Annotated in this window: 27 protein-coding genes and 1 pseudogene; 18 read left to right on the forward strand and 10 right to left on the reverse strand. The window is 68.7% G+C overall.

What is annotated here, in order from left to right; translation table 11 throughout:
• The first annotated feature begins 294 nt into the window (after window positions 1-294).
• Genes AB0F40_RS00200 through AB0F40_RS00210 form a run of 3 tightly spaced genes read left to right on the forward strand, consistent with a single transcriptional unit; the run spans window position 295 to window position 1555 of the window.
• Window positions 295-615, forward strand: coding sequence for a hypothetical protein (locus AB0F40_RS00200; protein ID WP_357462299.1), 321 nt, complete (start codon window positions 295-297; stop codon window positions 613-615).
• Complete coding sequence (locus tag AB0F40_RS00205; protein WP_357462301.1) at window positions 612-986, forward strand: hypothetical protein; 375 nt, start codon at window positions 612-614, stop codon at window positions 984-986. Before AB0F40_RS00200 ends, AB0F40_RS00205 begins: the two co-directional genes overlap by 4 nt.
• On the forward strand, window positions 986-1555 hold the full coding sequence (locus tag AB0F40_RS00210) for a hypothetical protein (protein WP_357462304.1): 570 nt from the start codon (window positions 986-988) through the stop codon (window positions 1553-1555). Before AB0F40_RS00205 ends, AB0F40_RS00210 begins: the two co-directional genes overlap by 1 nt.
• A gap of 134 nt (window positions 1556-1689) precedes the next feature.
• Here AB0F40_RS00210 and AB0F40_RS00215 read toward each other — a convergent pair whose 3' ends face one another.
• Complete coding sequence (locus AB0F40_RS00215) at window positions 1690-2751, reverse strand: PIN-like domain-containing protein (protein WP_357462307.1); 1062 nt, start codon at window positions 2749-2751, stop codon at window positions 1690-1692.
• A gap of 713 nt (window positions 2752-3464) precedes the next feature.
• Here AB0F40_RS00215 and AB0F40_RS00220 point away from each other — a divergent pair.
• The 13 genes and pseudogenes from AB0F40_RS00220 to AB0F40_RS00280 all read left to right on the forward strand — a co-directional run bounded on the left by AB0F40_RS00220 (window position 3465) and on the right by AB0F40_RS00280 (window position 15129).
• Window positions 3465-4082 carry a hypothetical protein gene (locus AB0F40_RS00220; RefSeq protein ID WP_357462309.1) on the forward strand — a complete coding sequence of 206 codons (618 nt, stop codon included), beginning with the start codon at window positions 3465-3467 and terminating at the stop codon, window positions 4080-4082.
• Between the two features lie 182 nt (window positions 4083-4264).
• Window positions 4265-5110, forward strand: coding sequence for a hypothetical protein (locus AB0F40_RS00225; RefSeq protein ID WP_357462312.1), 846 nt, complete (start codon window positions 4265-4267; stop codon window positions 5108-5110).
• Between the two features lie 107 nt (window positions 5111-5217).
• Window positions 5218-5820 (forward strand): SAF domain-containing protein, encoded by a 603-nt coding sequence (locus AB0F40_RS00230; RefSeq protein ID WP_357462315.1) that lies wholly within the window; start codon window positions 5218-5220, stop codon window positions 5818-5820.
• 43 nt (window positions 5821-5863) lie between these two features.
• Window positions 5864-6577 (forward strand): hypothetical protein, encoded by a 714-nt coding sequence (locus AB0F40_RS00235; protein ID WP_357462318.1) that lies wholly within the window; start codon window positions 5864-5866, stop codon window positions 6575-6577.
• Window positions 6574-8133: an ATPase, T2SS/T4P/T4SS family gene (locus AB0F40_RS00240; protein ID WP_357462321.1), complete on the forward strand. Its 1560-nt coding sequence runs from the start codon at window positions 6574-6576 to the stop codon at window positions 8131-8133. Before AB0F40_RS00235 ends, AB0F40_RS00240 begins: the two co-directional genes overlap by 4 nt.
• Before the next feature lie 2 nt (window positions 8134-8135).
• Entirely contained in the window at window positions 8136-9059 is a 924-nt protein-coding gene (locus tag AB0F40_RS00245) for a type II secretion system F family protein (protein ID WP_357462323.1), read from the forward strand.
• Window positions 9056-9961, forward strand: coding sequence for a hypothetical protein (locus tag AB0F40_RS00250; protein WP_357462325.1), 906 nt, complete (start codon window positions 9056-9058; stop codon window positions 9959-9961). The genes AB0F40_RS00245 and AB0F40_RS00250 overlap by 4 nt, the downstream gene beginning before the upstream one ends.
• 108 nt (window positions 9962-10069) lie before the next feature.
• A complete protein-coding gene (locus tag AB0F40_RS00255; RefSeq protein WP_357462327.1) occupies window positions 10070-10297 on the forward strand; it encodes a hypothetical protein in 228 nt (75 codons plus the stop codon).
• A 50-nt stretch (window positions 10298-10347) separates the two neighbouring features.
• Entirely contained in the window at window positions 10348-10743 is a 396-nt protein-coding gene (locus AB0F40_RS00260; protein WP_357462329.1) for a TadE family protein, read from the forward strand.
• Window positions 10740-11216 carry a pilus assembly protein gene (locus AB0F40_RS00265; RefSeq protein ID WP_357462331.1) on the forward strand — a complete coding sequence of 159 codons (477 nt, stop codon included), beginning with the start codon at window positions 10740-10742 and terminating at the stop codon, window positions 11214-11216. The genes AB0F40_RS00260 and AB0F40_RS00265 overlap by 4 nt, the downstream gene beginning before the upstream one ends.
• Window positions 11213-11686, forward strand: a complete 474-nt coding sequence (locus AB0F40_RS00270; protein WP_357462333.1) for a pilus assembly protein TadG-related protein — start codon at window positions 11213-11215, stop codon at window positions 11684-11686. Before AB0F40_RS00265 ends, AB0F40_RS00270 begins: the two co-directional genes overlap by 4 nt.
• 512 nt (window positions 11687-12198) lie before the next feature.
• Window positions 12199-12381 (forward strand): annotated as a pseudogene (locus tag AB0F40_RS00275) (hypothetical protein); the annotation flags it as partial.
• Window positions 12382-12435: 54 nt separating this feature from the next.
• Entirely contained in the window at window positions 12436-15129 is a 2694-nt protein-coding gene (locus AB0F40_RS00280; protein WP_357463001.1) for a hypothetical protein, read from the forward strand.
• A 268-nt stretch (window positions 15130-15397) separates the two neighbouring features.
• On the opposite strand, the gene AB0F40_RS00285 is transcribed toward AB0F40_RS00280, so the two are convergent.
• The 7 genes from AB0F40_RS00285 to AB0F40_RS00315 form a co-directional block, all read right to left on the reverse strand.
• Window positions 15398-15730 carry a hypothetical protein gene (locus AB0F40_RS00285; RefSeq protein ID WP_357462336.1) on the reverse strand — a complete coding sequence of 111 codons (333 nt, stop codon included), beginning with the start codon at window positions 15728-15730 and terminating at the stop codon, window positions 15398-15400.
• A gap of 7 nt (window positions 15731-15737) precedes the next feature.
• A complete protein-coding gene (locus AB0F40_RS00290) occupies window positions 15738-16427 on the reverse strand; it encodes a hypothetical protein (RefSeq protein ID WP_357462339.1) in 690 nt (229 codons plus the stop codon).
• A gap of 66 nt (window positions 16428-16493) precedes the next feature.
• On the reverse strand, window positions 16494-16700 hold the full coding sequence (locus AB0F40_RS00295) for a hypothetical protein (RefSeq protein ID WP_357462341.1): 207 nt from the start codon (window positions 16698-16700) through the stop codon (window positions 16494-16496).
• Window positions 16701-16846: 146 nt separating this feature from the next.
• Window positions 16847-17026 carry a hypothetical protein gene (locus AB0F40_RS00300; RefSeq protein ID WP_357462343.1) on the reverse strand — a complete coding sequence of 60 codons (180 nt, stop codon included), beginning with the start codon at window positions 17024-17026 and terminating at the stop codon, window positions 16847-16849.
• A 161-nt stretch (window positions 17027-17187) separates the two neighbouring features.
• A complete protein-coding gene (locus AB0F40_RS00305; protein WP_357462346.1) occupies window positions 17188-18183 on the reverse strand; it encodes a hypothetical protein in 996 nt (331 codons plus the stop codon).
• Between the two features lie 292 nt (window positions 18184-18475).
• Window positions 18476-19105, reverse strand: coding sequence for a hypothetical protein (locus AB0F40_RS00310; protein ID WP_357462349.1), 630 nt, complete (start codon window positions 19103-19105; stop codon window positions 18476-18478).
• Between the two features lie 1259 nt (window positions 19106-20364).
• The gene (locus tag AB0F40_RS00315; RefSeq protein WP_357462352.1) at window positions 20365-20799 is read right to left on the reverse strand and encodes a hypothetical protein; all 435 of its coding nucleotides are present in this window, start codon (window positions 20797-20799) and stop codon (window positions 20365-20367) included.
• 144 nt (window positions 20800-20943) lie between these two features.
• Here AB0F40_RS00315 and AB0F40_RS00320 point away from each other — a divergent pair, with 144 nt between their 5' ends.
• Both AB0F40_RS00320 and AB0F40_RS00325 read left to right on the forward strand, forming a co-directional pair.
• The gene (locus tag AB0F40_RS00320; protein ID WP_357462354.1) at window positions 20944-21168 is read left to right on the forward strand and encodes a DUF2188 domain-containing protein; all 225 of its coding nucleotides are present in this window, start codon (window positions 20944-20946) and stop codon (window positions 21166-21168) included.
• A gap of 1 nt (window position 21169) precedes the next feature.
• The gene (locus AB0F40_RS00325) at window positions 21170-22162 is read left to right on the forward strand and encodes an ATP-dependent DNA ligase (RefSeq protein ID WP_357462357.1); all 993 of its coding nucleotides are present in this window, start codon (window positions 21170-21172) and stop codon (window positions 22160-22162) included.
• A gap of 70 nt (window positions 22163-22232) precedes the next feature.
• Here AB0F40_RS00325 and AB0F40_RS00330 read toward each other — a convergent pair whose 3' ends face one another.
• Together AB0F40_RS00330 and AB0F40_RS00335 are read right to left on the reverse strand one after the other, a co-directional pair.
• Window positions 22233-22817 carry a hypothetical protein gene (locus AB0F40_RS00330; protein WP_357462360.1) on the reverse strand — a complete coding sequence of 195 codons (585 nt, stop codon included), beginning with the start codon at window positions 22815-22817 and terminating at the stop codon, window positions 22233-22235.
• A 246-nt stretch (window positions 22818-23063) separates the two neighbouring features.
• Window positions 23064-24023 carry a hypothetical protein gene (locus AB0F40_RS00335; protein WP_357462362.1) on the reverse strand — a complete coding sequence of 320 codons (960 nt, stop codon included), beginning with the start codon at window positions 24021-24023 and terminating at the stop codon, window positions 23064-23066.
• Window positions 24024-24137 lie beyond the last annotated feature (114 nt).

Below are 24137 nucleotides of genomic sequence, written 5' to 3' on the forward strand. Positions count from 1 at the left end.
ATGCCCAGATCGGCATGGTGCCGTGTCTATCGAAGCCAGGTGTCAGCCGTTTCATAGGGGGTTAACACCCGAAGTTCCAGCCCGAGAGGAAGGCATAGGCGATGGCAGAACTGGTGATCGCCGTCTATCTCCTGCTCGTCGCGGTCGCGCTCGTGTGGGCAGCGGTCGCATGGCGCCACTGACCGTCCGCCCCCGCCCGCCGCACCACCTCTGAACCACGTCAACGACCCCGCAACCGCGACATGTCCGGCCACGACTCGCGGCCTGGCAACCGACCCAACCGGGAGACGCATGATGGGCAACACGACAGTAGAGATCGTCAGCGACTATCTCGATGACCTGGAGCGCCTGCTCCAACACGCAGACGCAGCGTCGGTGGCCGTGATGGCTCCCGCCGAGCTGCGCCGCACGCTCCGCGCGCTGCGGGCGATCCTGGCCAAGCACTGCCCCGGCCCCGACGCTTACCAGAGCAGCGGTTTCGTCTCACGGCTCTGGTGGCGGGCGTGGCAGCAGATCTGCTCGTCCAGCGCGTGGCAGGTCGCGTACCAGCACCTCATCGCCGCGTCGCCAGTGGACCCGACGGGGCCCATCGATGCCGTTGGTGGCCCCCGATGATCCTCACCACGAACCCGGCACCCAGGGCACAGGTCGCGGCGGCGCCCACCCGCCCATCTGTCACGACAGCAGAGGACTACTGGTGGCAGGCGGCTGTGCTGGCCGCGTGGTCCGGCGCAGACGTCGTCGGCGTCGAGACCAGCAGCACAGTGCGGGCCGTCGGGCCAGACGACCTCGTAACGGTCGTCGAGATCGTCATGACGGTCCGCACGACCCACGACGCCCGAACCCTGGCCGCGCTCCTCGAGCCCACCGCACCTCACGACCCGGACACTGCCTGGCAGGCATGGACCGGATGGGTCTCCGCCCTGTCCGCCGAGCGGCCCGTGCTGGTCACCGTCACCGCACCCACCACGTACCCGGAGGCGTGATGACCCGCCACCACACCCTGCACGCACCCAGGGCTGGAATCCGGCTGGCGGTAACCACAGCAAGCACCATCGTCCTCGATCCAGGGCACGACGAGCACGCCCGCCGGCACAACCTGGCCCGCGAACGACTCTTGCTCGCCGCCGCGGTCGTGATGACGGTCGTCAGCATGTACCTCCTGCGGACCTCCGAGCCGCACGAGCGACCATGGACATTGGCCGCCGGGCTCCTGCTCGCCGCTCTGGCCTGCCATGCAGCCCGCCCCGCGCACCGCACTGTGCCCGCCTCGCTGCTCGAGGTCCTCGAACCCCTGCGGACCGCCACTCCCGCACAGCCCCGACAGGTCCAACAGCTCGTCTGGGAGGCCTGCGACCTCATGGCCGCGGAGGCCTGCCCCGACACGCCTTCCTGCCCGAGCTGTGTGGACCGCATCGCACAGATCCAGGCCCACCTGCGGACGCTCACCGCCACAACCGCATCGCCCCGGCCGGTCCCCGGGGGCTCGCCGACTGCGATGACCGCGCTCACCCACGATCGGAACGCTGCGCCACCGAGGGCGGTCCTCCGTTGACGCGTGACTGCAGGAGACGTGGGCTCGTCTCGCTAGCTCTGGGCTCGCCGGCTTGAAGACCTCGTTCCAGAATGATCGCCCAGGGAGTTTGTGACAGCAGTTGATGGCGCAGGCCAGGTGCGGTGGATCAGGGCTCAGGCGGGGGCTTCGCGGGCGTACGCCTCGCGGAGCGCGGACTTCGCACGGTGGAGCCCCGCACTCACCTGGTTGGGCGTGAGCCCGAGCACGGGCGCGATCTGGGCCGGGCGGAGTTCGTCGACCAGGGAGTACCAGAGAAGCTCACGAAAGGACTCGTCCAACGTGAGGTAGGCGCGAGAGACGGCCCTGCGCTCCTCCTCCCGGACCGCGACGATCTCATCGAGCGTATCTTCGGCCGCTTCCTGCCCAGCGGCCTCGACTGCCAGCCGCACGAAGTCGTCCAGCCCGATCTGGTGGTAGGCCCGGCCCGTGGCTCGCTGGAACTCCAGGATCAGTGCGCGGTGCGGGCGCCGGACGCCGTCAGTGGTCTCCCACCAGTCCTCCTTACCGTCCTCGGTCACAAACACAATGTCATCGCCAACTTCGGCGGCATGCTGGAGGATCTCGGCCCAGATCAGGTAGTCGCCTGCCTTGCGGACCGTGCCCTCCTTGCCCCGGTCCTCGAATCCCGGTGGGATGCGACCGGGTACGCGCCAGGTCTCGAACTCCTCGACCCGGCCACGGAGCACCGCGGGGTCGGGTGCGGCGGCAGCCCGCCCTTCGAACGCAGCCTCGATGCGGTCGAGCACCGAGTCGTCGTCGGGCCCCGTGAGCATGGTGTCGGCCTCGCGCAGCGCCTGGATCGACGAGCGAATCCCGGCGACGGCTTCGCGCACGACGCGTGCGACGTCCTTGCGCAGATCCTCGTGTGTCTTGCCCTTGCCGAGCCGCTGTGCCGCGAGCCGTTCGAACTGGGCGACCTCCTTGACGACGTTCTGATAGGCCATTGCTCTCATATCGCGGTGGACGGCGTGGTTGCGGTAGAACTCCACCCCGACATGGTGTGGGAGCCACAGTCGCGGTGCGGTGGACTCGATCGCGCGCAGGGCGTCCTCGCGGGCCGTGGCCGACAGCTTGTACGGCGCCAGCAGGACGTTCGTGTCCAGCACGACGGCCGCGGAACGGAAGAACGCGTCCTCGTCGACCGGCGCTGGCGGGATGAAGTCGTCACGACGCACGCAGGGCACCGTACCGCCTGGGACGTAGGGTGGCCTGGCGTTACGCACCGCCGTCGTACCCCGAAAGCGTCCAAGCTCGAGAGGTTGTGTTCCTCGACGAACTGGATCCGCTGCAGCGCGGGGTGCTGCCCCCAACCAGGAACGGTGAGGAAGTGGGTGCGAGCTCGCCTTGGAGACTGCACCGACACCACACAGCAGATTTCTCATCCGGCGCACTGGACGGTCGTCGCACCGTGGGCGTAACGCCGTCCACCGTGGTCACGATCTGCGACGTCCGTCCCGGACCGGGGACGTGATCCGCTCGGCAACTGAGCGAGCGACATCAGCGACAGGCTTTTCAGATGGTGAAATTCGCGGACACGCCCCTCGGAGTCCGGTGTCGATCGCCGCCATACCCTCCGCGGGAGACTGAAATCTGACCCCAGCGGCAGATTTAGCCCATGCGCTGCAAGCGTTTCTGACCTGTGTGAACGCATGCATTCGGCTGTCGGCGCGTTTTCAGTTGTCCGCGATTTTGCACCCAGCGCCGTGCGAGCGTAGTGCTCAGTGATCGTCGAGTCCTCCACCTGTTGATCGACAACTGGCAGCGCTGAGTTGGACAAGTGACCAAGTAGCACTTACCGAGATGTGGTGTAACCCTGGGCTCCCGATCGGGCACTTTGCGATCGTGATCCTTCGTGGAAACCCTTCCGCACCCAGACGAAGGAAAGAGTATGAGAGTCCGGTTCAGCCTCATCCCAGTTGTCATCGCCACGGCGTTCGCCGCAGCGGGGTGTACTCCTGGCGCCACGGAGCCGTCACCGACCGCACCGCCTACGTCGGCAGCGAGCTCGACGAGTCCTGCCTCCCCGAGCCCGGCGCCGAGCACGGAAGCGGAACGTGCCACATCCAGTGCGACAGAGCTGGTGCACGAGTACTACCGCACCACCGACGCCGTTGCCGCAGATCCGGCCCGCCTCGAGCCGCTGGAATCGGTAGCAACGAGTGCCGAGTTGCTCAGGCTCCAGAACACGTTCAAGCCGTGGGCGGACGACGGATGGCACCAGACCGGCAACGTACAGGTCGTGAAGCTGGTGACGCAGTCTGTCTCCCTGGACAACTCCGACCCGGATGCGGGTGTGATCCCGACCGTCCAGGTCGAGGTTTGCTACGACGTCTCGGACGTCGACGTCGTCGACCGGGCGGGCGCGTCGCAGGTGACCGCGAACCGTTCAGAGCGCGGCTGGGAGCGCTTGTGGGTGTCGAACCCGGACTACGACGACGACCCCTCCTCCGGCTGGCGAGTGGCTGACCGCAAGACACTGGAGCGCGAGCCATGCGCCGCAGACTGAGCATCGCAGTCGTCGCTGCGTGCGTGGCCGTGGGGGCGCTGTCCGGGGCGTCCCTGAGCGCCTCAGCGGTCGGCTACGGGCCCGAACCTGGAATAGATACTGGATGCGCTACGCCTGTGGACCTACGAACAGGCATGTGCACAGCAGAGCTGACCTTGCCGGGTACTGGAGGCGGCCCCCGCGTGCCGGGGGCGGACAGTCGTGCTGACGGGTCATCGCGGACCCCGGCAAAGGCCGAACCGTCGACGGGCCGGCCGGCGAAGGCCAGCGATGGGCAGCCCGCGTGCGTGCGCACTGATGGCGCAAAGCCGCGGCCGGTGCCGTGCACATCAGAGCATGGGATCTGGCAGGCGGACGCGGAGTGCTACGCGAGCGCAACGCCGTCCAACCCACAGCCGCCGCAGTCATCGGCGGTGTGGGACCACTTCGACGAGAACTTCGGCGTCGGGCAGGAACAGGGCGCCGTGTATGACTGCTACTACCCCGAGACGGGGCAGACGGCTCTGATCTACCTGTTCGATCCGCCGACGGCCGCGCAGGCTCCGCCGACGCCGGGCGAGGTCGCTCGCGAAGCCCTGGCGAAGCTGGATCTGCGGGCGATCGAGATCGGCATGGCGCCGCAGCCCCCGGCTTCGGCGGTGGTGGGTGTGCCGGTGTGGCTCTGGGTCGACCAGCCGTCGGACGAGACGTTCGGGCCGGCTTCGGCGTCGGCGACCGTGCGCGGGGTGACCGTGACGGTCACGGCCCGGGTAACCGACGTCCTTTGGGATCTAGGTGATGGCACGACGCTGTCCTGTGATGCCGGGACCGCCTACCGGTCGCGTTTCGGGGCGGCGGAGTCGCCTGACTGCGGCCATGTCTTTCTGCGTGAGTCCGGTACCCGGCCGGGCGGCGCTTACACGGTGACGGCGACCTCGACGTGGTCGGTCGAGTGGGCTGGTGCCGGGCAGACCGGGACGATCGCCATGGACCCGTTGGTGGCCCAGACCCAGGTGATCGTGGCAGAGGGTCAGGTGCTCGTGAGCTAAGCAGGGCACCGAATGAGGGGGCACAGATGTCCGATTCCACCACCACACGACCGACCGTCACCAATCACGAGCCTGCGGCCACTCGGCCACTCGTCACACCGCCGCCCTTGCGGCGCCAGCCTTGGCTCGCGGTGCTGGCTGGAGCAGCGCTGGCCGCGGGCGGTGTGCTCGGCCTGATCACGTGGATGGTCATGTCCACGTCGCAGGATGTCGTGGTCGCAGCCCATGACCTGGACGCCTTCGACGTGTTGAGTGCTGACGACGTCCGGGTCGTCTCGGTCACCCTCGACCCGTCAGTCGCGGCGATCCCCGGTGAGGATGCGGCTGCGCTGATCGGTCAGCGGCTCACAGGCGCGGTCGAGACCGGTGCGGTTCTCGCGCCCGGCCAGGTGTCCGAGGATGCGTTCCCGCCGGAGGGGCAGTCGGTTGTCCGGGTGACGCTGACTCCGGACCAGTCCGGAGAGCTCGCTCTCGTGCCGGGTGACGCGGTGCGGGTCGTGGTGTCGGCGGCGACCGCTCAGTCCGACGCCGAGCCGACCTACACCTCGGCCCAGGTCGCCGCAGTGCGCGTGGGTACCTCACGGACCGTGGTGGAGGTGCTGGTCCCGCACGAGGAGGCCGTCGCGCTGTCGGACGCTGTGGTGGCGGGACGAGCCTCCCTCGTCCAAGACTCCGGTGTCCCCGTCGAGACCGCTGCTGGGGGTGAGTGAGATGGCCGTGATCGCACTCGCATCGACGAACGGTGCGCCTGGCGTGAGCACCACCTGCCTCGCCTTGGCACTGACGTGGCCGCGCCCCGCCCTGCTCCTGGAGGCCGATCCGCGCGGGGTGTCCGCGCTGATGACCGGATGGTTCCAGGGTGCCCGGCCGTACACGACAGGTCTGGTCGAGCTCGCGCTGTCGTCCCTTGCCCCGGTCGACGCGCTGCAGGACGTCAGCTCGCCGTTCGAGGGGACGCAGGCGTCGTTCGTGGTCGGACTGCGCACCCATACCCAGGCCCCGACGCTCCGTGGGCAGTGGGAACCGATCGCTCAGGCGCTGGCCGAGCTGGACGCCGAAGGCACCGACGTGATCGTGGACGCCGGCGCCTTGGGCTATCCCGGATCACCGGACCCCGTGCTCGCCTCGGCCGACCTCACCCTCCTGACGGTTCGGTCTTCGCTTCCGGCGATCGGTGGTGCTCGCCCGTGGGCGGACGTCGTCGTACGCGAGGACCGGTGGCGACACCCGGGCTTGCTCCTGGTCGGCGAGAACCGCCCCTACGCCAGCCGTGAGGTGGCCGGCGCTCTGGGGCTTCCCGTGCTGGCACAGGTGGCCTGGGACCCCGACGGTGCCGAGTATTTCTCCCAGGGCGCTCGACAGTCGGCCTCTTTTCACACCAGTAAGTACATCCGGTCGCTGAACGCGGCGGTCGAAACCCTTCAGGCCGTGCGTGCGAACCACCGCGCCCTGGAGGTGCACGCATGACCGCGCTGCGTGACACCCCGCCGGCCCGCGACGACATGCCTAACAGTGACCTGTCTCGGCCGACGTCGATCCCGTTCCTCTCCGCACCACTGCCCGACTCGACCTCGGGGACGGCGACTACTGCTGCTGCGACCGCTCCCAAGCCGATGGACGGTTCCACCAATCCGTGGGTGGCGCCGTCCGGCACGGTCCACCTCGGCCCCGAGGTGAACTGGGCTCTGGTCGGTAGCCTGCGCACCCAGGCATCGAAGGAACTGTCGGCACGGGTCGCGGCCTCGGACGGCACTCTTGACCGGTCCGCCCGTGAGCAGCTGGCCTGGGACATCATCCAGGGCTTGATCGAACAGATCAGGATCCGCCGGGCGAACACGGACGGTGGCACGTTGAGCGCGGTGCAACAGTCCGAGCTCGCGCAAGCGGTGTTCGATGCCCTGTTCCGGATGGGGCGGCTCCAGCCGTTGCTGGACGACGCACGGGTCGAGAACGTGCTGATCTACGGAGCCGACGAGGTGTGGCTCGAGCTGGACGACGGTGCTCTGGTCGCCGGCCCGCCGGTCGCCGACAGCGATGACCAGCTGATCGAGTTCCTGCAGTTCCTCGCTTCGCGCTCCGAGGCCAACGCGAGGATCTTCTCCGAGGCGCGACCGCGCCTGCACCTGCAGCTGGACGACGGATCCCGGTTGGCGGCGGTCGCGTGGGTCACTCCGCGCCCACAGGTCACCATCCGCCGCCATCGCGTGGTCGACGTCTCCCTGGACGACCTCGCCCGCGACGGGGTCATGACTGAACTGGCGGCGCAGTTCCTCGCCGCGGCGATCCGAGACCGCCGCTCCGTCGTGGTGTCCGGCTCCCCCGGCGCAGGCAAGACGACGCTCGTGCGCGCCCTGTGCTCGCACATCCACGCGGACGAGCAGATCGCGACGATCGAGACCGAAGCCGAGCTGCGTCTGCAGGATCGGCGTCGGTTCGTTCGAGCGTGGGAGGCCCGGCCCGGCACCGGGGAGATCGGCCCGGATGGCAAGCAGGCCGGCGAGTACACGCTGTCCGACGCGGTGTGGGACTCCTTGCGGTTCAACGTGCAGCGCACGGTGGTCGGCGAGGTCCGCGGGCCCGAGGTGATCGCGATGCTCAAGGCGATGGAGAACGGCTCCGGGACGCTGTCCACGACCCACGCCCGGGGTGCCGTCGACGCGATCGAGAAGCTGACCACGTGCGCTATGGAGGCCGGTCCTCAGTTCACCCACGCCATGGTCACCGCGAAACTAGCCCAGGCCGTTGACCTGGTGGTCCACATCGAGCTGGCCCTGCCCGACGAGGACGATGAACGCGACCGTGTCGGCGGAGCGCGCCTGGCCAAGCTCCGCCGCCGAGTGACGGAGATCAGGGCGATCAGCCCCGGCGACCAGCCCGGCAAGTTCGCTTCGACTCGGGTGTTCGCCACCGGACCTGACGGTCAGCTGGTGCCCGGGACGCTGCCAGACGAGTACCGCAGCCTCGCTCGACGCAGATTCGACCTGGCGGCCTATGCCGACGCGCAGAGCTCGGGAGGCCGGTGACCATGTGGCTTGCAATCCTGGCCGGCGCCGTGTTCGGGCTCGGCGTTTTCCTGCTGGTCGCGTGGTGGCGAGCCTGGCCCCTCCTGCCCAGCATGGACGCCTGGCGCCGAAGCCGCCTGGCCGGCGTCTCGCGCCGCCGATGGATGCTGGTCGGAGCAGGACTGGTCGGCGGGATCGTCGTGTGGGTAGTCACCGGGATGCTGCTCGCGCTGGTCGGGATCCCCGCCGCCGTGATTGGCCTGCCGACCCTGCTGTCCAACCGGGCCGAGACGAACCAGATCGCCCGGCTGGATGCGATGGCCGAGTGGTGTCGTTCGCTCGCCGGCGTGATCACCGTCGGGATCGGCCTCGAGCAAGCCCTGCGCGACTCGGCACGATCGGCGCCGACACCGATCAAGGACCCGGTCGAGCAGCTCGTCCACCGTCTCGACGCACGGTGGGACACCGAGACAGCGATCCGGGCGTTCGCCGAGGACCTGCACGACCCCACCGGCGACCTGATCGCCATCGAGCTCTCGCTCGCGGCACGTCGCCGCGGGACCGGTCTGGCCACGATGCTGGAAGCAGTGGCCGACTCCGCCGCGGCCGACGTCCGCTCCCGGCGTCAGGTGGCGGCAGACCGCGCCAAGTCCCGGGCGACCGCTCGCTGGGTCACCGCCTTATTCGTCGGGGTCCTGGTCGTGCTCGCGTTCAGCGGTGAGTACGCCGCCCCGTACACCACTGTCCTGGGCCAGATCGTCCTTGCGGTGCTGATCGGTGCCTACCTCGGGACGCTGGTCTGGCTGGACAGGATCGCCCGCGGCAAGCCCCCGGCCCGCAGCCTGGGTGTGCAGGCACGCGCGGAGCGGGACCGGCGCGTGCGCGGAACCGCTCTCGGTTCTGCTGTCCCGTCCGCGCCGGCCACTGCGTGGGGAGGCGCGTCATGACCGGCCTGGTGGGAGCAGTGATCGCCGGTAGCCTCGTTGCCCTGGGTGCGACGTTGCTGGGCATCTACCTCCTCGCGCCCACGCGAGTCGACCCCGCCAAGGCCCTGACCGCGCTCGCGCCGTCACGCTCCATGGCCCAGTCCCGAGTCCAAGCAGCGCCGCAGGACGGTGTCGAACGCCTGGGCACCTGGGCGATGCGGAACCTACCCGACACGGTGTGGCTGCGCACCCCGGTCAGCGAGCTCAGCCTGCTGGGCCGATCACTGACCCGGTTCTACGGTGAGCGGCTCGTGTTCGCTGCCTACGGGCTGGTCATCGCACCACTGGCGGTCTGGGTGCTGAGCCTGCTCGGCCTAGAGCTGCCGACGGTGGTCTCCGTCGCAGGAGCGTTCGTTCTGGCTCTGGTGATGTTCTTCATCCCGAACTACAACGCGATCGACGACGCGAAGAAGATGCGCGTCGAGCTGCGGCGCGAAATCGCCACCTACGTCGAGGCCGTCGCCTTCGAACGCGCCGGCGGGTCCGGCGTGCGTCAAGCCATGGAACACGCCGCTGCCGCCGGAGACCACTGGATCTGGACGAGGATCAGCCAAGAACTGACCCAGTCACGCACCTCCGGGCAGTCTCCGTGGGACGCACTAGAAGACCTCGGCCACGAGCTGACCGTGCCGGAACTGACGAACGTCGCCCACGTCCTACGCCTGGCTGGCGAAGAGGGCACCGCCGTCGCAGCCAGCCTGCAGGCCCAGCGCACGGCACTGCGCGCGGCACTGGTCACCGACGACCTGGCCACCGCCAACGCTGCCAACGAGCGCATGGACGTGCCCCGATCCTTGCTCGGCGTCATCTTCCTCGCACTACTGATGGCACCCGCCGTCCTGCGGATCTTCCAGAACACCTGACCACCACACCCTGCACGCACAAAGACTCGGATCAGACGGGAGGGACCTGCCCATCAGTACCCCAGACCCGGCGGCGGACGTCGCCGGACCGACGGAAGGACCACCCCCATGCTTCACCTCTACGTCACCCTCCAGGTAGCCCAGACCATCCTCTTCGACCGGCTCACCGACCCGACCCGTCGCGAGCGCACCGAGACCGACCGGGAAGCAGGTGGGATCACGCTGGAGTTCGTCTCGTTGGCCGTCGGTGTGCTCGTCGTTGCCGGGATCGTCATCGCCGTAGTGACCCAGTACGCCGAGTCCGAGTCGGCAAAGATCATCAGCCCGAACCCCTGACCATGACACCCTCACGGCCTCCGGCTGGCCCGCCTGCGAGCGAACGAAAGGTGCCCGGGCGCCACCCGCGCGACGAGCGGGGTTCGCTCACGCTGGAGATGGTCGTCGCCATGCCCGCTCTGCTCGGCCTGTTCTTCATCTGTGTGCAGGCCGGGCTGACCTACCACGCCCGACAGGTCGTGATCGCCGCCGCCAACCAGGGCGCGTTCGCCGCCGCAGCCGAATTCGGCACAGGTCCCGATGGCGCGGCGACGGCGACCTCGTTCCTCGACCAGGTCGGCGACAGTGCACTGACCGGATGGACGGTCAACGCGACCCGGGACGCCACGACCGTGAGCGTCCAGATCTCGGCGCAGTCGTACTCCATCGTCCCGGGGTTCGAGCCCGAGGTCTCCGCGGTTGCCTCGGTACCCGCGGAGACCATCACGGGAAGCGTGACGCCATGAACCACATCGAGGCCACGCCCGCTACCAAGAACCGCACTGATGCCGTCCGATCCCGCACGCAGAACGTCGAGGCCGGCTCTGTATCGCTCGAGATGGCCGTGAACGTGGTCGGTTTCGGGCTGCTGCTGGCCCTGATCCTCCTAGCCGGCCGCGTGGTCACGGCACGACAAGTGGTCGAGACCGCCGCCTACGACGCTGCCCGCACCGCCTCCATCACCCGCGACATCGCACTCGCCCCCATTCGCGCCCAAGAGGCCGCAGCAGCCAGCCTGTCCAACCAAGACCTGCGGTGTGTCTCGACCAGCACGCGCGTGGACACCTCTCGCTACTCACAGACGCCGGGCGAGCCGTCACAGATCACCGTCACGGTGTCGTGCGAGGTCAACCTCGCCGACCTCACCCTCGGACCGGTCACTCACACCGTGACCAGGACAGCGACGTCGCCGGTGGACTCGTGGAGGTCGACCTCATGACCAGCACCGAGCAGCATGCATACCCGGCCACGCCAGACCGCCGTGCGCTCCGCGACCAGGCCGGTGAGCAAACGGGGTCGGTGTCGGTGTGGATGGTCACGGCCTGCATCGGCTTGATCCTGATCGTGGGCGTCGTCCTGGACCTCGGCTCCCAGCTACACGCCCAACAGCGCGCCTACACCGTGGCGGCCCAAGCAGCCCGGACCGGCGGGCAGCAGCTCGACGCGGCAAGCGTGCTCGCCGGCGGCGACTTCGCGGTCGACTCAGCCGCAGCTGTCGACGCCGCAAGCGCCTTCCTTGCCGAGTCAGACATGCCCGGCACCGCCTGGGTGGAGGGCGACCAGGTTCGCGTCACCGTGCACGACACGTATACGCCTCAGGTGTTGGGCCGGATTGGTCTGGGTCCGTTCCCTGTCGAGGTCACGGCCTCGGCTCGACTGATCCGTGTCGTGGGAGGAGCAGAACAATGAATCGCGCTATCAGGGCCCAAGCCCCACACACCACGCCCTACCCAGCCGGGCATAGTTCCCGTGTCACCGCCACAGACCGGCTGCGCGGCCTGGCCGCGCTCCTTGGCATCCTGGCCCTCGTCATCGGGCTTCCTGCCGGGCTCTTGGTGGTACAGCCGTTGGTGCTGCCAGCTTGGCTCGATCTGGACACCGCACGCATCGTGCTGCTCGGGGGCGATGTCTCCCGCGTGCTGTTGCTGCTCGGGTACGCCGCGGCGTGGCTCGTGTGGGCGTGGCTGACGTGGAAGGTGCTGGTCGAGGTCGCGCGGCAGTCACGGCGTCTGCGCCGCCCGCACCTGGCACCGTTGCCTGTGGGGGTGGTGGGTCGGGCGATTGCGACAGCGTCTGTGCTGTTCGTGTCGCTGCCTCTGACCCCGGCTCTGGCCGCGCCCTCGGTGGCGGTCAGCGCCCCCTATGCCCCGGACGCTTCCTTTGGGCCCGCTGACGATCGCGCGGTCGAGCGGACCACGGACATGCGGGCCGGAGCGCAGGCGCCGGCGGAAACGCTGCGCGACGAACGGCAGGCCGAGGACCCGGCAGCGGCGGGTTCGGGGCCGCGGGCCGTGCCGTACGTCGTGCGGCGCGGCGACACCCTGTGGGGTCTGGCCGAGTCACGGCTGGGTGATGGGCGCCGCTACACGGAGATCTACGCCCTGAACCGGGACGCCCTCGGACCCAACCCTGGGCTCCTGCCAGCAGGGGCCACGATCATGCTTCCGGCACCCGAACCAGACACACGCGGCGATCAGGCCGAGGTCGCTGACGACACGACGCATACGGTGCGGCCGGGCGAGACGCTGACGGGTATCGCGCAGGAGCACTACGGGGATCCGGCGAAGTACCGCGCTGTCGCTCAGGCGTCCAAGGACACGGAGCAGCCCGGCGGGGGCCGGCTGCTCGACCCGGACCACATCAAGCCCGGCTGGATCCTCACGCTGCCCCATCCTGCACAGCAGCCCGGGGCTGACTTCGCTGCGCACCAGGAGGCCGCCGAAAGCTCGCACGCGACGGAGCCACAGCCGTCTTCGGAGCCACCGAACGATCTGGCGCCCGCTTCTGGCTCAGGGGACGAACCCACTGATCGTGTCGAGGGCGACGCCACGATGCCCGGGTCCACCGGTGTGCGTCCGGACTCTCCGTGGACCACCCTGTCACCGCAGGACAAAGTACAGAGTTTCATCGAGCCGAACGGGGACGGTGCAGGCCAGGCGGATGTGCCGTCGCAGGAAACTAACCAGGACGCGCCAGCGTGGTTGTTGCCTGGTGTCGCGGCCGGCGGCGCACTCCTGGCCGCAGGCCTGCATATGACATTGACGCGCGCACGCAGCCGGCAGGCGCGTCTGCGTCGACCAGGTCGGATGGTTGCGCAGACCCCGCGCGACCTGGTGCCTGTCATCGCGACCGCGAGGTTCGTCGGCGGCGACCGTACGGCGGATGTGCAGCGCCTGGACCGTCTCCTGCGCGCCCTTGCCGGTCCACATCTGACTTCCGGGGATCCACGCCCCCAGCTCGCCGCCGTCGAGCTTGCTGACGACCAGGCGGTGTTGCATCTGGCGGCACCCGCCACTCTGCCTGAGCCGTGGTCCGGGGACGCCACACGGTGGACGGCACCCTTGGCTGCGGCTCCGGACGAGTGCCGAGATCTGGTGCCCTACCCGGTGCTGGTCACCATCGGTACCGACCAGGCCGGCCACGTCTGGCTGCTCGACCTCGAAAATCTGCGGACCGTCGCCGTGACCGGTCAGAGCGAGGACGTGGTCGCGTTCGGCCGGCACGTGGTCGCCGAGCTCGCCGTGAACCCCTGGACGGTCAACCTCACCACTCACACCGTTGGCGTCGGGAAGGGCGCCGCAGGGTTGTCGCAGTACCGCGTCGAGGAGCACGAGGACACCGGGTTCCTCGGCCCGATCACCACCTACGTGCGCCACAGTGCCGACGAGGCGCCCGAGGGCGAGGACCACGAGTGGTTCCACGCCGTCGTAACCACCACAGCAAATGAGGAGCTAAGCGCCCTCAGCGCGGCGATCCATGCCCACCCGGGCCGGCCCAGCACCGTCATCGTCACACTCGGCGTCGCGCCGCGACCTGACGACATCGTCCTGGCGATCCAGGACGGGCGGCTCCGGGTTGAGGTGCCGGAAGCGGGACTGGCCCTGGACCTCGTGCCTGTCGCGATGAGCGCCGAGGAACTGGCGGACTGCGGTCGTCTGGTCGAGCTCACGCGAGATACGGCAGATGTCGCCAACCCGCTTGCCGACGCCATCGCCGGACGAGCACCATTGGCCGACGACCTCAAGCCGGCGATTCAGGTCACGCATCGCCCGGACGACCCCGAAACCCCGGGCGGTCCTGGGTCGATCCTGCCGGGGGCCGACGCGGAGTACCTCACCAAGACCGCGAACACCGCCGAAGACCTCGCCCGACTCGCGCCCATCGTTCAACCAGCAGTCGCCGAGCCCGCCGCCCAGCCCGCCAACGGTGACCGTGACGAGCCAGCCCGCGACCAGGCCACCACGGACGCAACCTTGGACCAGGACCTGGCCGACTGGTGGAACCAGGACACACCCCGGCCCCGCATCGAGGTCCTGGGCCCGGTCTCGATGTGGGGCGCAGGACCGACGATCACGAATCCAAAGCCGTCCGTGGATCAAGCTGTCAAGGCCGTCGCCGAACGTCGGCCGATGTTCGTCCTTCTGGCGGCGTTCATCGCGATGCACCCCCAGGGCGTGACGCTGGAACAGATTGAGCTGGTCAACGGCGGGTACGCCAACGATGCCCGCTTCCGCATCACCACACTGCGCGCCTACTTCGGAGACCGGCCAAACGGGGGGCCCTTTATCCCGCTCGGGAAGCCGGGCAGGCCCAAGGCAGACGCCCCTCCCCGCCGGCACCGGATCGAGGGCGCCCTGGTCGATGCCCATCTGTTCCGCCGCCTGTACCAGCGCGCCATCCAACGCGGTGCCGACGGCCTGCCCGACCTGGTCGCTGCCCTGGAATTGGTCAGCGGGCGCCCGTTTACCTTGCCCAAGGACGACCCCCGCTGGCTATGGGCCACCGGAGACGAGGGCCTGGCCGACCAGTACACCGCCCTCATCGGCGACGTCGCCCACCTGGTCATCACTCGCGCCATCCTCGACAAGGACCTGCCATTAGCACGCCGCGCCTGCCAAACCTGGCGCGCCTGCGACCCTGCCAGCGAAGCGCTCGCCGCCGACGACCGCCTCGTCACCCTCGCCGAAGGGCATCCCGACCAGGCTCAGCAGATCGCTGCCGAGCTCTGGACCCGCAACGACGACGAAACCGGACCCACGGGGCCTGGCGAACGCACGCTGCAGATCCTCGACGCTCACGACCACGGCACCCTGCACGCCACCGCTCGCCAGACCGAAACAGATGCCGACTGAGCCGGGATCAACCGCCGAACCGAAAGCCGTCGCCCGGAGGTCTGGGAACCCAAGTCGCCCACGCGGACAGTTCGCATTACCAAGATCCTCGCCCTGCAGAGGCCACTCCCAGACGGAGCCGGCCCGGACCACACACCGATGCTCACCACGCCACTCGCCCTGCCGTCGAACACGTCGGAGTGACCTGCGCAGCTCATCCGGCAAAACCGCGACGAGAAGGTGTACGGCGGGGACGTTGACGTGCCGCTCCGCCTCGCCTGGACTACGACTACCCACGCCGAGCATGGTGGCGTGCCCGCGGCATTGGCTCGTCGGGAGGTTTCGGTCCGCGAGAAGGCTCGGCGGGCACAGCCCGGGCGACGTCAGTCCGGTGCAGCCATAAGCCTTCTTCGGTCCGGCGGTCGTTCTCGTTCGGCGTGACGTAGACCAGCACGAAGTTCTTGTTCCATCGGTTGGCATGCCCGGGTACCCAGATGGCACGGTCGGGCCAGCACAGCCGCGCCAGCACGGCCACCGGGTCCCAGGAGTAGGACGGCCGCACGGGCACGCCGCCAACCCGGGACGCCGGCCAGTTGTTGATCAGGCCCTCGAGGTCGTACACGACCGCTTCACCCAGCTCGGCGACGGGCCGCGGCGCGGGTAGCGAGCGTGGTAGGTGCGGTGGTGCCGTACCGGGCGACGTCGAAGCGAGAGCCAGCGCCGTCTGCCCGCGAGCGGCGCACCACGCCCAGGTGGGCCTCGCGCAGCCAGTGGTTCCCGCGGTCGGGGCCGCTCCAACTGGTCTGCTCGACGGCGAGCACCAGCGCCGCGTCCTCCCACCGCGCCGGCGACAGGATCGTGGTGGCGCGCTGGCGGGCCCGGGCCAGGAGCCGGCGCCGCTCGCTCGCCGTCGTCGCTGTCCGCGGGCCCACCACGACGATCTCGACGCCGTCCAGAAGCGCGGCCAGGACTGCGGCCGCGTGGCCGCGGACGTCGGGCACGACGACGACGTGCTCCAGGTCGACGCCGGCTTCGGTCAGCGCGACCGGGCTGAGCTCGGGCCAGCCGACCAGTGCCACCCACCGGTCGCGCTGGACGGCGCCCAGCAGCCAGACCATCAGGCTCGCCGAGTCCCGGACGGTCATCGCTGCGCCGATGGGTAGGTCGCCGTCGGGCAGCAGCTCGATCAGCGGAGAAGGCTCCGCCGGGGCGAGCGTGACGATCTGGTCGCGGTGCTCGACCCCGACGCGACGCTCCACCGTCTGGAGCGCGGCACGGGCCCGATCCAACGCCGTCGAAACCGCAATAGAATCGAACATACGTTCTATTGTATGCGTGAACACTGCGGAATCCGCTCGACGGATGTCGGGGGAGGGCCTACTGGGTCAGGGGCGCCGCGGCTGGTAGGTGTCGGCCCGGTCGGGCACCCCGAATCCGCCGACGATCGTCCAGCCCTCAGGGATCTGTTCGACCAGCTCGTCGCGAGCTTGCTCGTAGGTCGGGGCCTCGGCCTCCAGCTCACGCTTCTGGGATTCCTCTTCGCCGCGAGCGGCGGCCTGGGTGTCGATCGTGACCACGACTCTGGTGCTCATGCTGGCGCCCTTTCTGGCTATCTCGCTGAGTCCCATGATGCGGCCGACCACTGACGCCCCGCGGACGGAGCACGCGAAGGGGAGTGGTGATCTGCGCGACACAGAGGATCGGCCGGCATGAGATCACCACTCCCCAGGTGCTGCGACTAGGCGACGCGCGCCTCACGCTCAGCGTCGCCGAGCAGCTGCGCGAGGTCGTCACCGGCGACCATTCGCCACTCGTCGTACCCGGTCAGGTCGTGGTCGCGCGAGCTGGGCGTCGCGAGCCGGGGCACGTCGACGAACGTGACCTCGGCACCGGGGTGGGCGACCTGCGTGATGCGCATCAGGCCGCACATGGCGTGCCGAGGCAGTTCCTGCTTGCTCCACCGCGGGTAAAGCACCTCGAGCGCGTCAGACCTTCACTCCGCGCTCCTGCAGCCAGCGCACGTTGGAGTAGTCGCGCAGGAGCCCGCCGCGCTCCGGCTCGAGCGGGCCGGTCGGTGCGCTAGTGAGCACACCATGAGCGGGGCACGCACTCCGGCACGTTCGATGGCACTGGAAAGAGCGGCTCGTCCAGACAGTCGCCCAGGGGCGGCGGCGAATCATCTGCGGGCGTCCGGCTCGGCGGGCGGTCGGGAGCCTGCCACTCGACGAGGACGCTGATGCTCTGCTCCACCTCATCCGGCGCACGGAAGGCGAACCACAGAGAAACCGCTGCCACGAGAAGAGCCAACCACGTGGCGACTTCCACCCTGACCGCGGATGCCCGACCCCGGGACCCGTCGGCGCGCTGCCCGTCGAGAACCTCCCTGATCGCTGCCAGGTGCCGGTTCATCTCCGCCTGGCCGGCGGCGGTGGCCGCGCCGACGGCCGGCACGTTCCGGTTCGCCGCCGCCGGGCGGGCGGCGGTGTCCGGGCCCCGGGGCGCCTGGGCGACCAGGCTGTCGCTTCCTGCGAGCAGGTCGGGAGCGGGCCGGGTGAGCCCGAAGCACTCGCTCGGCGCGCCCCCGATCCGCGCGGATGGGATAGCCGGCGGCGGCCTCATGGCGGCCACCTTCTTCGCCAGCGCAGCATTGCGCTGAGCAAGGCTTGTGGACCGCGCCAGGTCCGCGGCGAGGCGCTGACAAAGCATGTCGAGGCCGGGCGCCAGCTCGCGCCCGGCCACCTCGACATCGGACAGCACCGTGTAGACGTTCGCCCCCACCACTGCGGCGGCGTACTTCAGGACGATCCCCATGGACCGCTTCATGTCTGCGGCCGCCGGCGACCCCATGAAGCCCTCCAACGCCTGAGACACGCGCTCGACCATCGGGCGCAGTGCCAGGTCCAGGAGCCGGCGGTGCTCGACGGCGGTCGCGTGCAGGGGGTGGTCGACGTCGCGCAGGATGGCCTCTACCTCGCTGCGGGGCAACTGGCCGATGGCGTTGACCCTGGGGTCGTCGCTGCGCGGCTCGGCGTGCAGCCTGTCCATCACAACGTCGCCGATGGTCGGCCGTCCCATTTCTTTCACTTCTTTCATAATGCCTCCTTAGAGCGATAAATAAATGCATTTACTGCACATCCATTATACCATTAAATATCGGCAGGATAGCGCTACTAGGCTTTGTGGTCTGGTCAACGCAATGGTGGGGGTGGAAGCACTCCGCTGGCGGCGCGCCCAGAGCGTGGTCGACGCGAGTCCGAGTAGCCGGTCGGGTAGCCGGCGACGCGGACCCAAGCGCGAGAGAGGGAGCGGTGATCCCTGGAACGGCCGGCCAGCCGTAGTGAGATCACCACTCCCTCACGTGTTGCTGCTACGCGGCGTGGGCCTGGTCCTGGCCGGTGGTGAGCAGCTTCGCGAGGTCGTTGCCTGCCTCCGTGAGCCACGCGTCGTAGACGGTCAGGTCCCGGCCCTTGGAGGTGTGCACCGCGCCGCGGCGCACGTCGACGAAGGTGATCGTCGCCTCGGGGTGGGCCAGCTGCACGATCCGCATGACGCCGAAGGTCGCGTACAGGGGAAGGTCGGCCTTGTTGAACCGGACGTAGAGCACCTCGAGCTCGCCGCCCGGGTGGCGTTCGGCGCACAGCCGGGGCACGACGACGGTCAGGTCACCGACCTGGACGCGCTGGTTATGCAGCCGCTCGTGCTGCAGCCCGTCCCACCACGGAGCGAGCCGGGCCCACCCCTCGGCGGCCAGGGTGTAGTTGGCCTTCCGGCTCGCCGAGGCGCTCTCGGCAAGCTCGGCCAGCTCCTGGCCGTCACGACTGCCGCGCCGGTCACGCAGCAGCCGGTTCTGCACCGGCAGGTACGGGTCCTTCCAGAACTCGTACGGGGTGGCCAGCTGGGTGCGGATCTTCGCGACGGCCCGGTCGGCCGCGCGTGCGGTCGTGGCCGCCAGGTAGTGGGTGAGTTGAGATACGTAGATCTCGGGGGCCTCGGTCACTAGGTTCTTCTCCTTCGGAGAGATCGGGTGACCGTGCGTCTGCCGCTGCGATTATCTTCACAGCACCGGAGAACCGGCCCAGTTCCCCGGGCCGGTTCAGACGTGCGATAGTGACAGAGTTCCTAGCAGAACTACTGACGGCTCGACAGCACGGTCTTCGGTTGTTGAGTTGTTGCACTCGGCCCGGGCGTTGGCGCGCTCGGGCTTTGTGCTACCCGGCTAGTGGCGACCGAAGTCACCGCCAGCCGGGGCCTTGCGAGTCACAGTAACCGCAACCACCGACATCCGCTGCTCTAGTGGTCTAGGTGACCTTGAGCGGGGTGGGCAGAACCGGAAGTGACCGGTTGGTTGGACGAAGTCGTCGCTCTCACCTGGGACTTCGCCTGCCACCAATCAAGATAACCCGGTCGACCGACACCGCCCCGGTCACCCCACGAACTGTGTGGACGACTCACCGGGAAAGTAGGGGTGGCTGTTGCCGCTTGCCCACCCCAGCCGCACCCTGGGCAGGGCGTAGAGAAGCCCCAAACCCGCACTACGCCTTGGGTTGAGCGGTGTCGACGACCGGGCACCCGCCGCCCCTGTGGACAAATCAGCAGTTGGCGACAGATTTCTCACACCTGAAACGGCGTCATAGTAGGTACGGCCTGGTTGTCCATATTCTCGACGAGGTAGTCGCCCGGAGCGACGCCCCGATGATCTTCCTCAGATGCAGGTAATCCCCCGGGCAGTCGGTGGCACACACCGGAGAGCGCCCACTTTTTGTAGCCCAGCCGGAGAGGCCGGCGACGTAAGAGTAGTGACGCCGAGGCAGTTCGCCTGAGGGCCGACAGCGGCTCGCACCACGTGGAACCGAAGCGCGTCGATCACCCACCGCTCCATCTGTGCAGTACACCACCGACTCCCGGACGTTCACGAGCAGGTATGTGGCCAGGGCGCCGACCGCTGCTCGCCGGGCAACCCGTCTTCGTGTCCGTGGACAGCGAGGCCCGCCGAGAGCGAGAAAGTTGGGCGAGCTCGTGCGAGCAAAACTGCGAACCCGAATAATCCAAGCGGGTGCGCACCGAGCGACGAGTACCCCGGAATCCCAGGGCGTGCGACGCCGTCGATGACGTCGGCCGGCACACGCGGAGGTGTGCCGGCCGGGCGGGATGAGCACATGGTGAGCCGAGACGGGCAGAAACGGCCTCGTGCCGTGTGCCTCTCGGGTCGTGGTCGTGCCGGGTAGGGTCGTCCGGGTCAGAACGGCAGGACCTTGCTCAGAGCGCGATCACGATTGCGAGGACCGCAGCGACGGCACCGACGATGCCGCACACGGGACCCACGACGTAGGTCATCCACCACTGGAAACGCTCGAGCCTGCGGGCCCGCACCGCCACGGCGTTGGCCGTCTGGCCAGCGTTCTCGTCGACGCGGATCTCGTGCTGCCGAGGAAAGCGCACCGGCCGGGCGGCGGGGGCCAACGGCAGCACTTGCTTTCGTCGCTCCCTCCTGCGCGCCTCCCAGGCGTGAACCGCCGCGTGGTCGGAGTGGCTCGGGTCGGCCCAGATCTTGTAGCGCCGTGCATCGGTCAGCCGCGCGACCCGCTCGATGTCAGCCTTGCTGGGCGAGGTTGTGGACGGGTCCTGCTGTCGACGGGCCGGCCAGCCGTCGTTCTCGTCGGGGGTGGCGCTCTGCGGCGCACCGGTGGTCATGGCCCCAACGGTACAAAGTGCCACGGACAACGGCGGCAAGGCCCCGTGTGGCCTACTCGTCCGGGAGCCTGAGCGGCCCTGGGCCGGCTCATGATGCGCGCCGCACGAAGCTGAGCGACGGTTGAAGTGACCAGGAGGTCGAACATGGCCGACGGCGACATCGAGGTCTACTACGAGGGCAAGCCGTGGCACGTCCGACGACAGGGCGAAAACGAGCCGCTTTCAGACCATGCCACGAAGGAAGCCGCTCTGAAGATGGGACGCCTGCGCGCTGAGGCCGAGGGCGTCGAGTTCTATGTCAGGAACCGCGACGGGACGATTGCCGAGAAGGACAGTCACGGCAACGACCCCCCTGAGAAACCGGGCTGAGATGGAACTACCCGCCGAGCTAGGGGGACCGGTGGAGGTGGCACTGGCCCGTGCCGTCGAGCAGATACCTGATGCAGGTGCACTGCCCGGCGGGAGCCGGTTCGAGCCGAAGTGGGACGGCTTCCGGACGGTCATTACCCGCGACCAGAGCGGGGCGCGGCTGTGGTCGCGGCGTGGCACGGACCTGACGGCGACGTTCCCCGAGATAGCGGGGACGGCGGAGCGGCAGCTCGGGCCGGGGACGGTGCTCGACGGTGAGCTCGTAGCGTGGGTCGATGGCCGTCTGGCCTTCGCCGTCCTCCAGACGCGCATGGGCCGCGGGCCGCGTGGAGCGGCCAGGCTGGCTCGCACGAGCCCCGCGTCCTACGCCGCGTTCGACGTGCTCGCCGACGACGGGCAGGACGTGCGCCCCTGGGCGTTCGACGACCGACGTCGGCTTCTGGAGCAGCTGGCCACCGGGTGGCGCCCGCCGCTGAATCTCTCGCCGGTCACCGACGACCACGCGACCGCGCTTGAGTGGTTCGAGGCCTACGCCGCGGTGGGCATGGAAGGCCTCGTCGTCAAGGGCGGGGCCGAGCCCTACCCGGCCGGTCGTCGTGCGTGGGTAAAGGTCAAACGGCGCACGTCGGTAGACGTCGTGTGTGGCGCGGTCATCGGCCCGCGGTCAGCCCCGCAGCAGGTAGTGGCCGGCCTACCGATCAACGGGCGGCTCCACGTCGTCGGGCGCACCGGCCCGCTGTCGCAGGCCGCTCGACGAGCCCTGACGCCCTGGCTTGTCTCTCCGGCCGGAGAGCACCCGTGGCCGCAGCGGCTGCCCGCGGCCGCGCTGGGGCGGTTCAGCTCTTCGCGGGATGACGTCGATCTGACACTGGTCGAGCCGCTGGTCGTCGAGGTCAGCGCCGACACCGGTTGGGACGGCTCTGCATTCAGGCACCTCCTGCGCTTCTCTCGGGTACGTCCCGAAATGGACCCCATGGAGATCTCGACATCTTGACCAGCGAGAAGGCGCTGGTGCCCGGATGGCTCTCTCGGGAATGCTCCCTGACGAGGCGCACCGTTGGAAGCTAGAAGAAGGCCGTCCAGAGGGCAACGGCACCAGCGACGAGACCGGTGCCGAGGGCGGTGGCGAGGGTCGCGACGATGATCTGGCCGAGCACGCCGATCGCGCCAGCAGCGGTGCGTTGGGCTTGATTGTCGGGGCCGACAGCTTCTCGTAGGTCCGACGGCCATCTCACGAATGCCGCTACGAGTCCGGTCAGTCCGCGTTCACGCTGTTGCGCTTCCGCAGCTTCTTGGCGAGCTGCACCGATCGCGCCCTCGACAGAACTGACAACCATCTCTGGGGAGAGTTCTTCAGGGCTGCGCAAACTCATCTCCCAGTTCACGACCGGGTTGACGTCACGGCGGATGACGGCGGCGTTGCGCAAGGTGTAGGTGCCGCCGTAGCGCGAGTAGGCGGCGGCAGCAGGCCCGGAGGCGAGAGCGACGTCGCGCCGCAGGATCTGGTACTCCGGCTGCGGAACGGCCGGCACCAGGGTGCTGTACAGCCCGTCGCTTGATGCGCGCGAACTGTTGATGAGGTCGACGTATGCGGAGCGGAACGCAAGGAGTATCTCGGCGTCCGCGGTGCATCGCTTGCTGGGCTTCACGCGTTGAGTATCCCGAACCTGTCCAACGATCTGGGCCTCCGTCAATCACTGGCCACCCCGACGGCGCGGGCTCGTCGCATGGTCGGTACTGCTGGCATTTCGCGCCCGTCGGCGGGACAAGCTGAATGTCGCACTTTGCAGAAGCCAGGCTAGACCCCGCGTCCCCAGGCTGGCCTGGGCAGATGCCGTCCAGCCTGCTGCCCATGACCGGTGTCCAGCGCTTCCGTGCAGCTAATAGTTCTGTAGCTAGATCTCGTTGAGTCGGTCTTCCCAGTACGCCTCCGCATCGGCTTCCATGACGTCGGAGACGTCTGGCATGTCCTCCAGGTCCAGGGCCTCGAGCTGCTCGCCGTCGAGCTGGAGCTCGCACACGGGGCACCACAGCCCGTCCAGGATCGTGTAGGCGTAGTAGGTGAGCTCGCCGTGATCGTCCTCGGCCTCGCCCTCGACGTCCCAGCCAACCGTCGCGGTGTGAGAGCACGCAGGGCAGTCGACTGACGCCTTTAGCTCGCTGGTGATCGGCAATTCTCGGGCCAGGAGCAGTGCCAAGACCTTTGCCCACGTCTCGGGATCACTGAAGGATCTTTGGCGCCCCTCGTACTTCCTACGTGCGGCGTCGACGGCGGCCTTCGCTGCAACAGAGGTTTCCGCCTCGAAGTCACTGATCCGCTGGGCGACATCGCCCGCACGAGTTCCCCAGAAGTCAGCCCGCGACTGTTTCAGAGCGTCGATCACGGCGCCCGCGAAGGCAGTCATGGCCACCACGACGTCGGTGAGCGGCCGCTGGTGAAGAGCGACCGCGAGGTGCACCGCGTCATTGCGTGCGGCGATCACCTTCTTCGCACCGTCCGCACGTGCGTCGATGGAACTGTCCAGCCTTCGCACCAGCTCGACGGCGACGCCGGCTGCGACGGTCTGTTTGCGGACTGCCTTCTTGCCCTCCGAGGCCCGTCCGTCGGGTCGCTCCACGATCGCGTCCATCAGGTGCTGGTGAACAGTAGAGGGGTCCGCGATAAGCCGTTCATCATGGTTGAGCAGGAGCGCCTTCGAGAGCAGCTCGATGGTCGCTCCGGCGCGGTTCGCTACGTCGAGCGCGGCATGCTCGTTCCAGGGCTGATCCAGGAGTTCAAGGGCGGCTCGTGCGTGGTACCTGGCGGCAGCGTATAGCCGCTCCCAGTCCGCCACTGAGGCTGTTAAACGCGTCATGCGTCACACGGTACGAGTACTCCCTGCACCCGCCAGGTCTGGCACTCCCGACCGGTCGTCGAGCAAGCCCTGAGCAGCTAACGATCCCACCACCGGCGGCATCGCCCCTGAGCA

Origin of the sequence: Promicromonospora sp. NPDC023987 (genome assembly GCF_040639055.1) — a bacterium.
GTDB lineage: Bacteria > Actinomycetota > Actinomycetes > Actinomycetales > Cellulomonadaceae > Promicromonospora.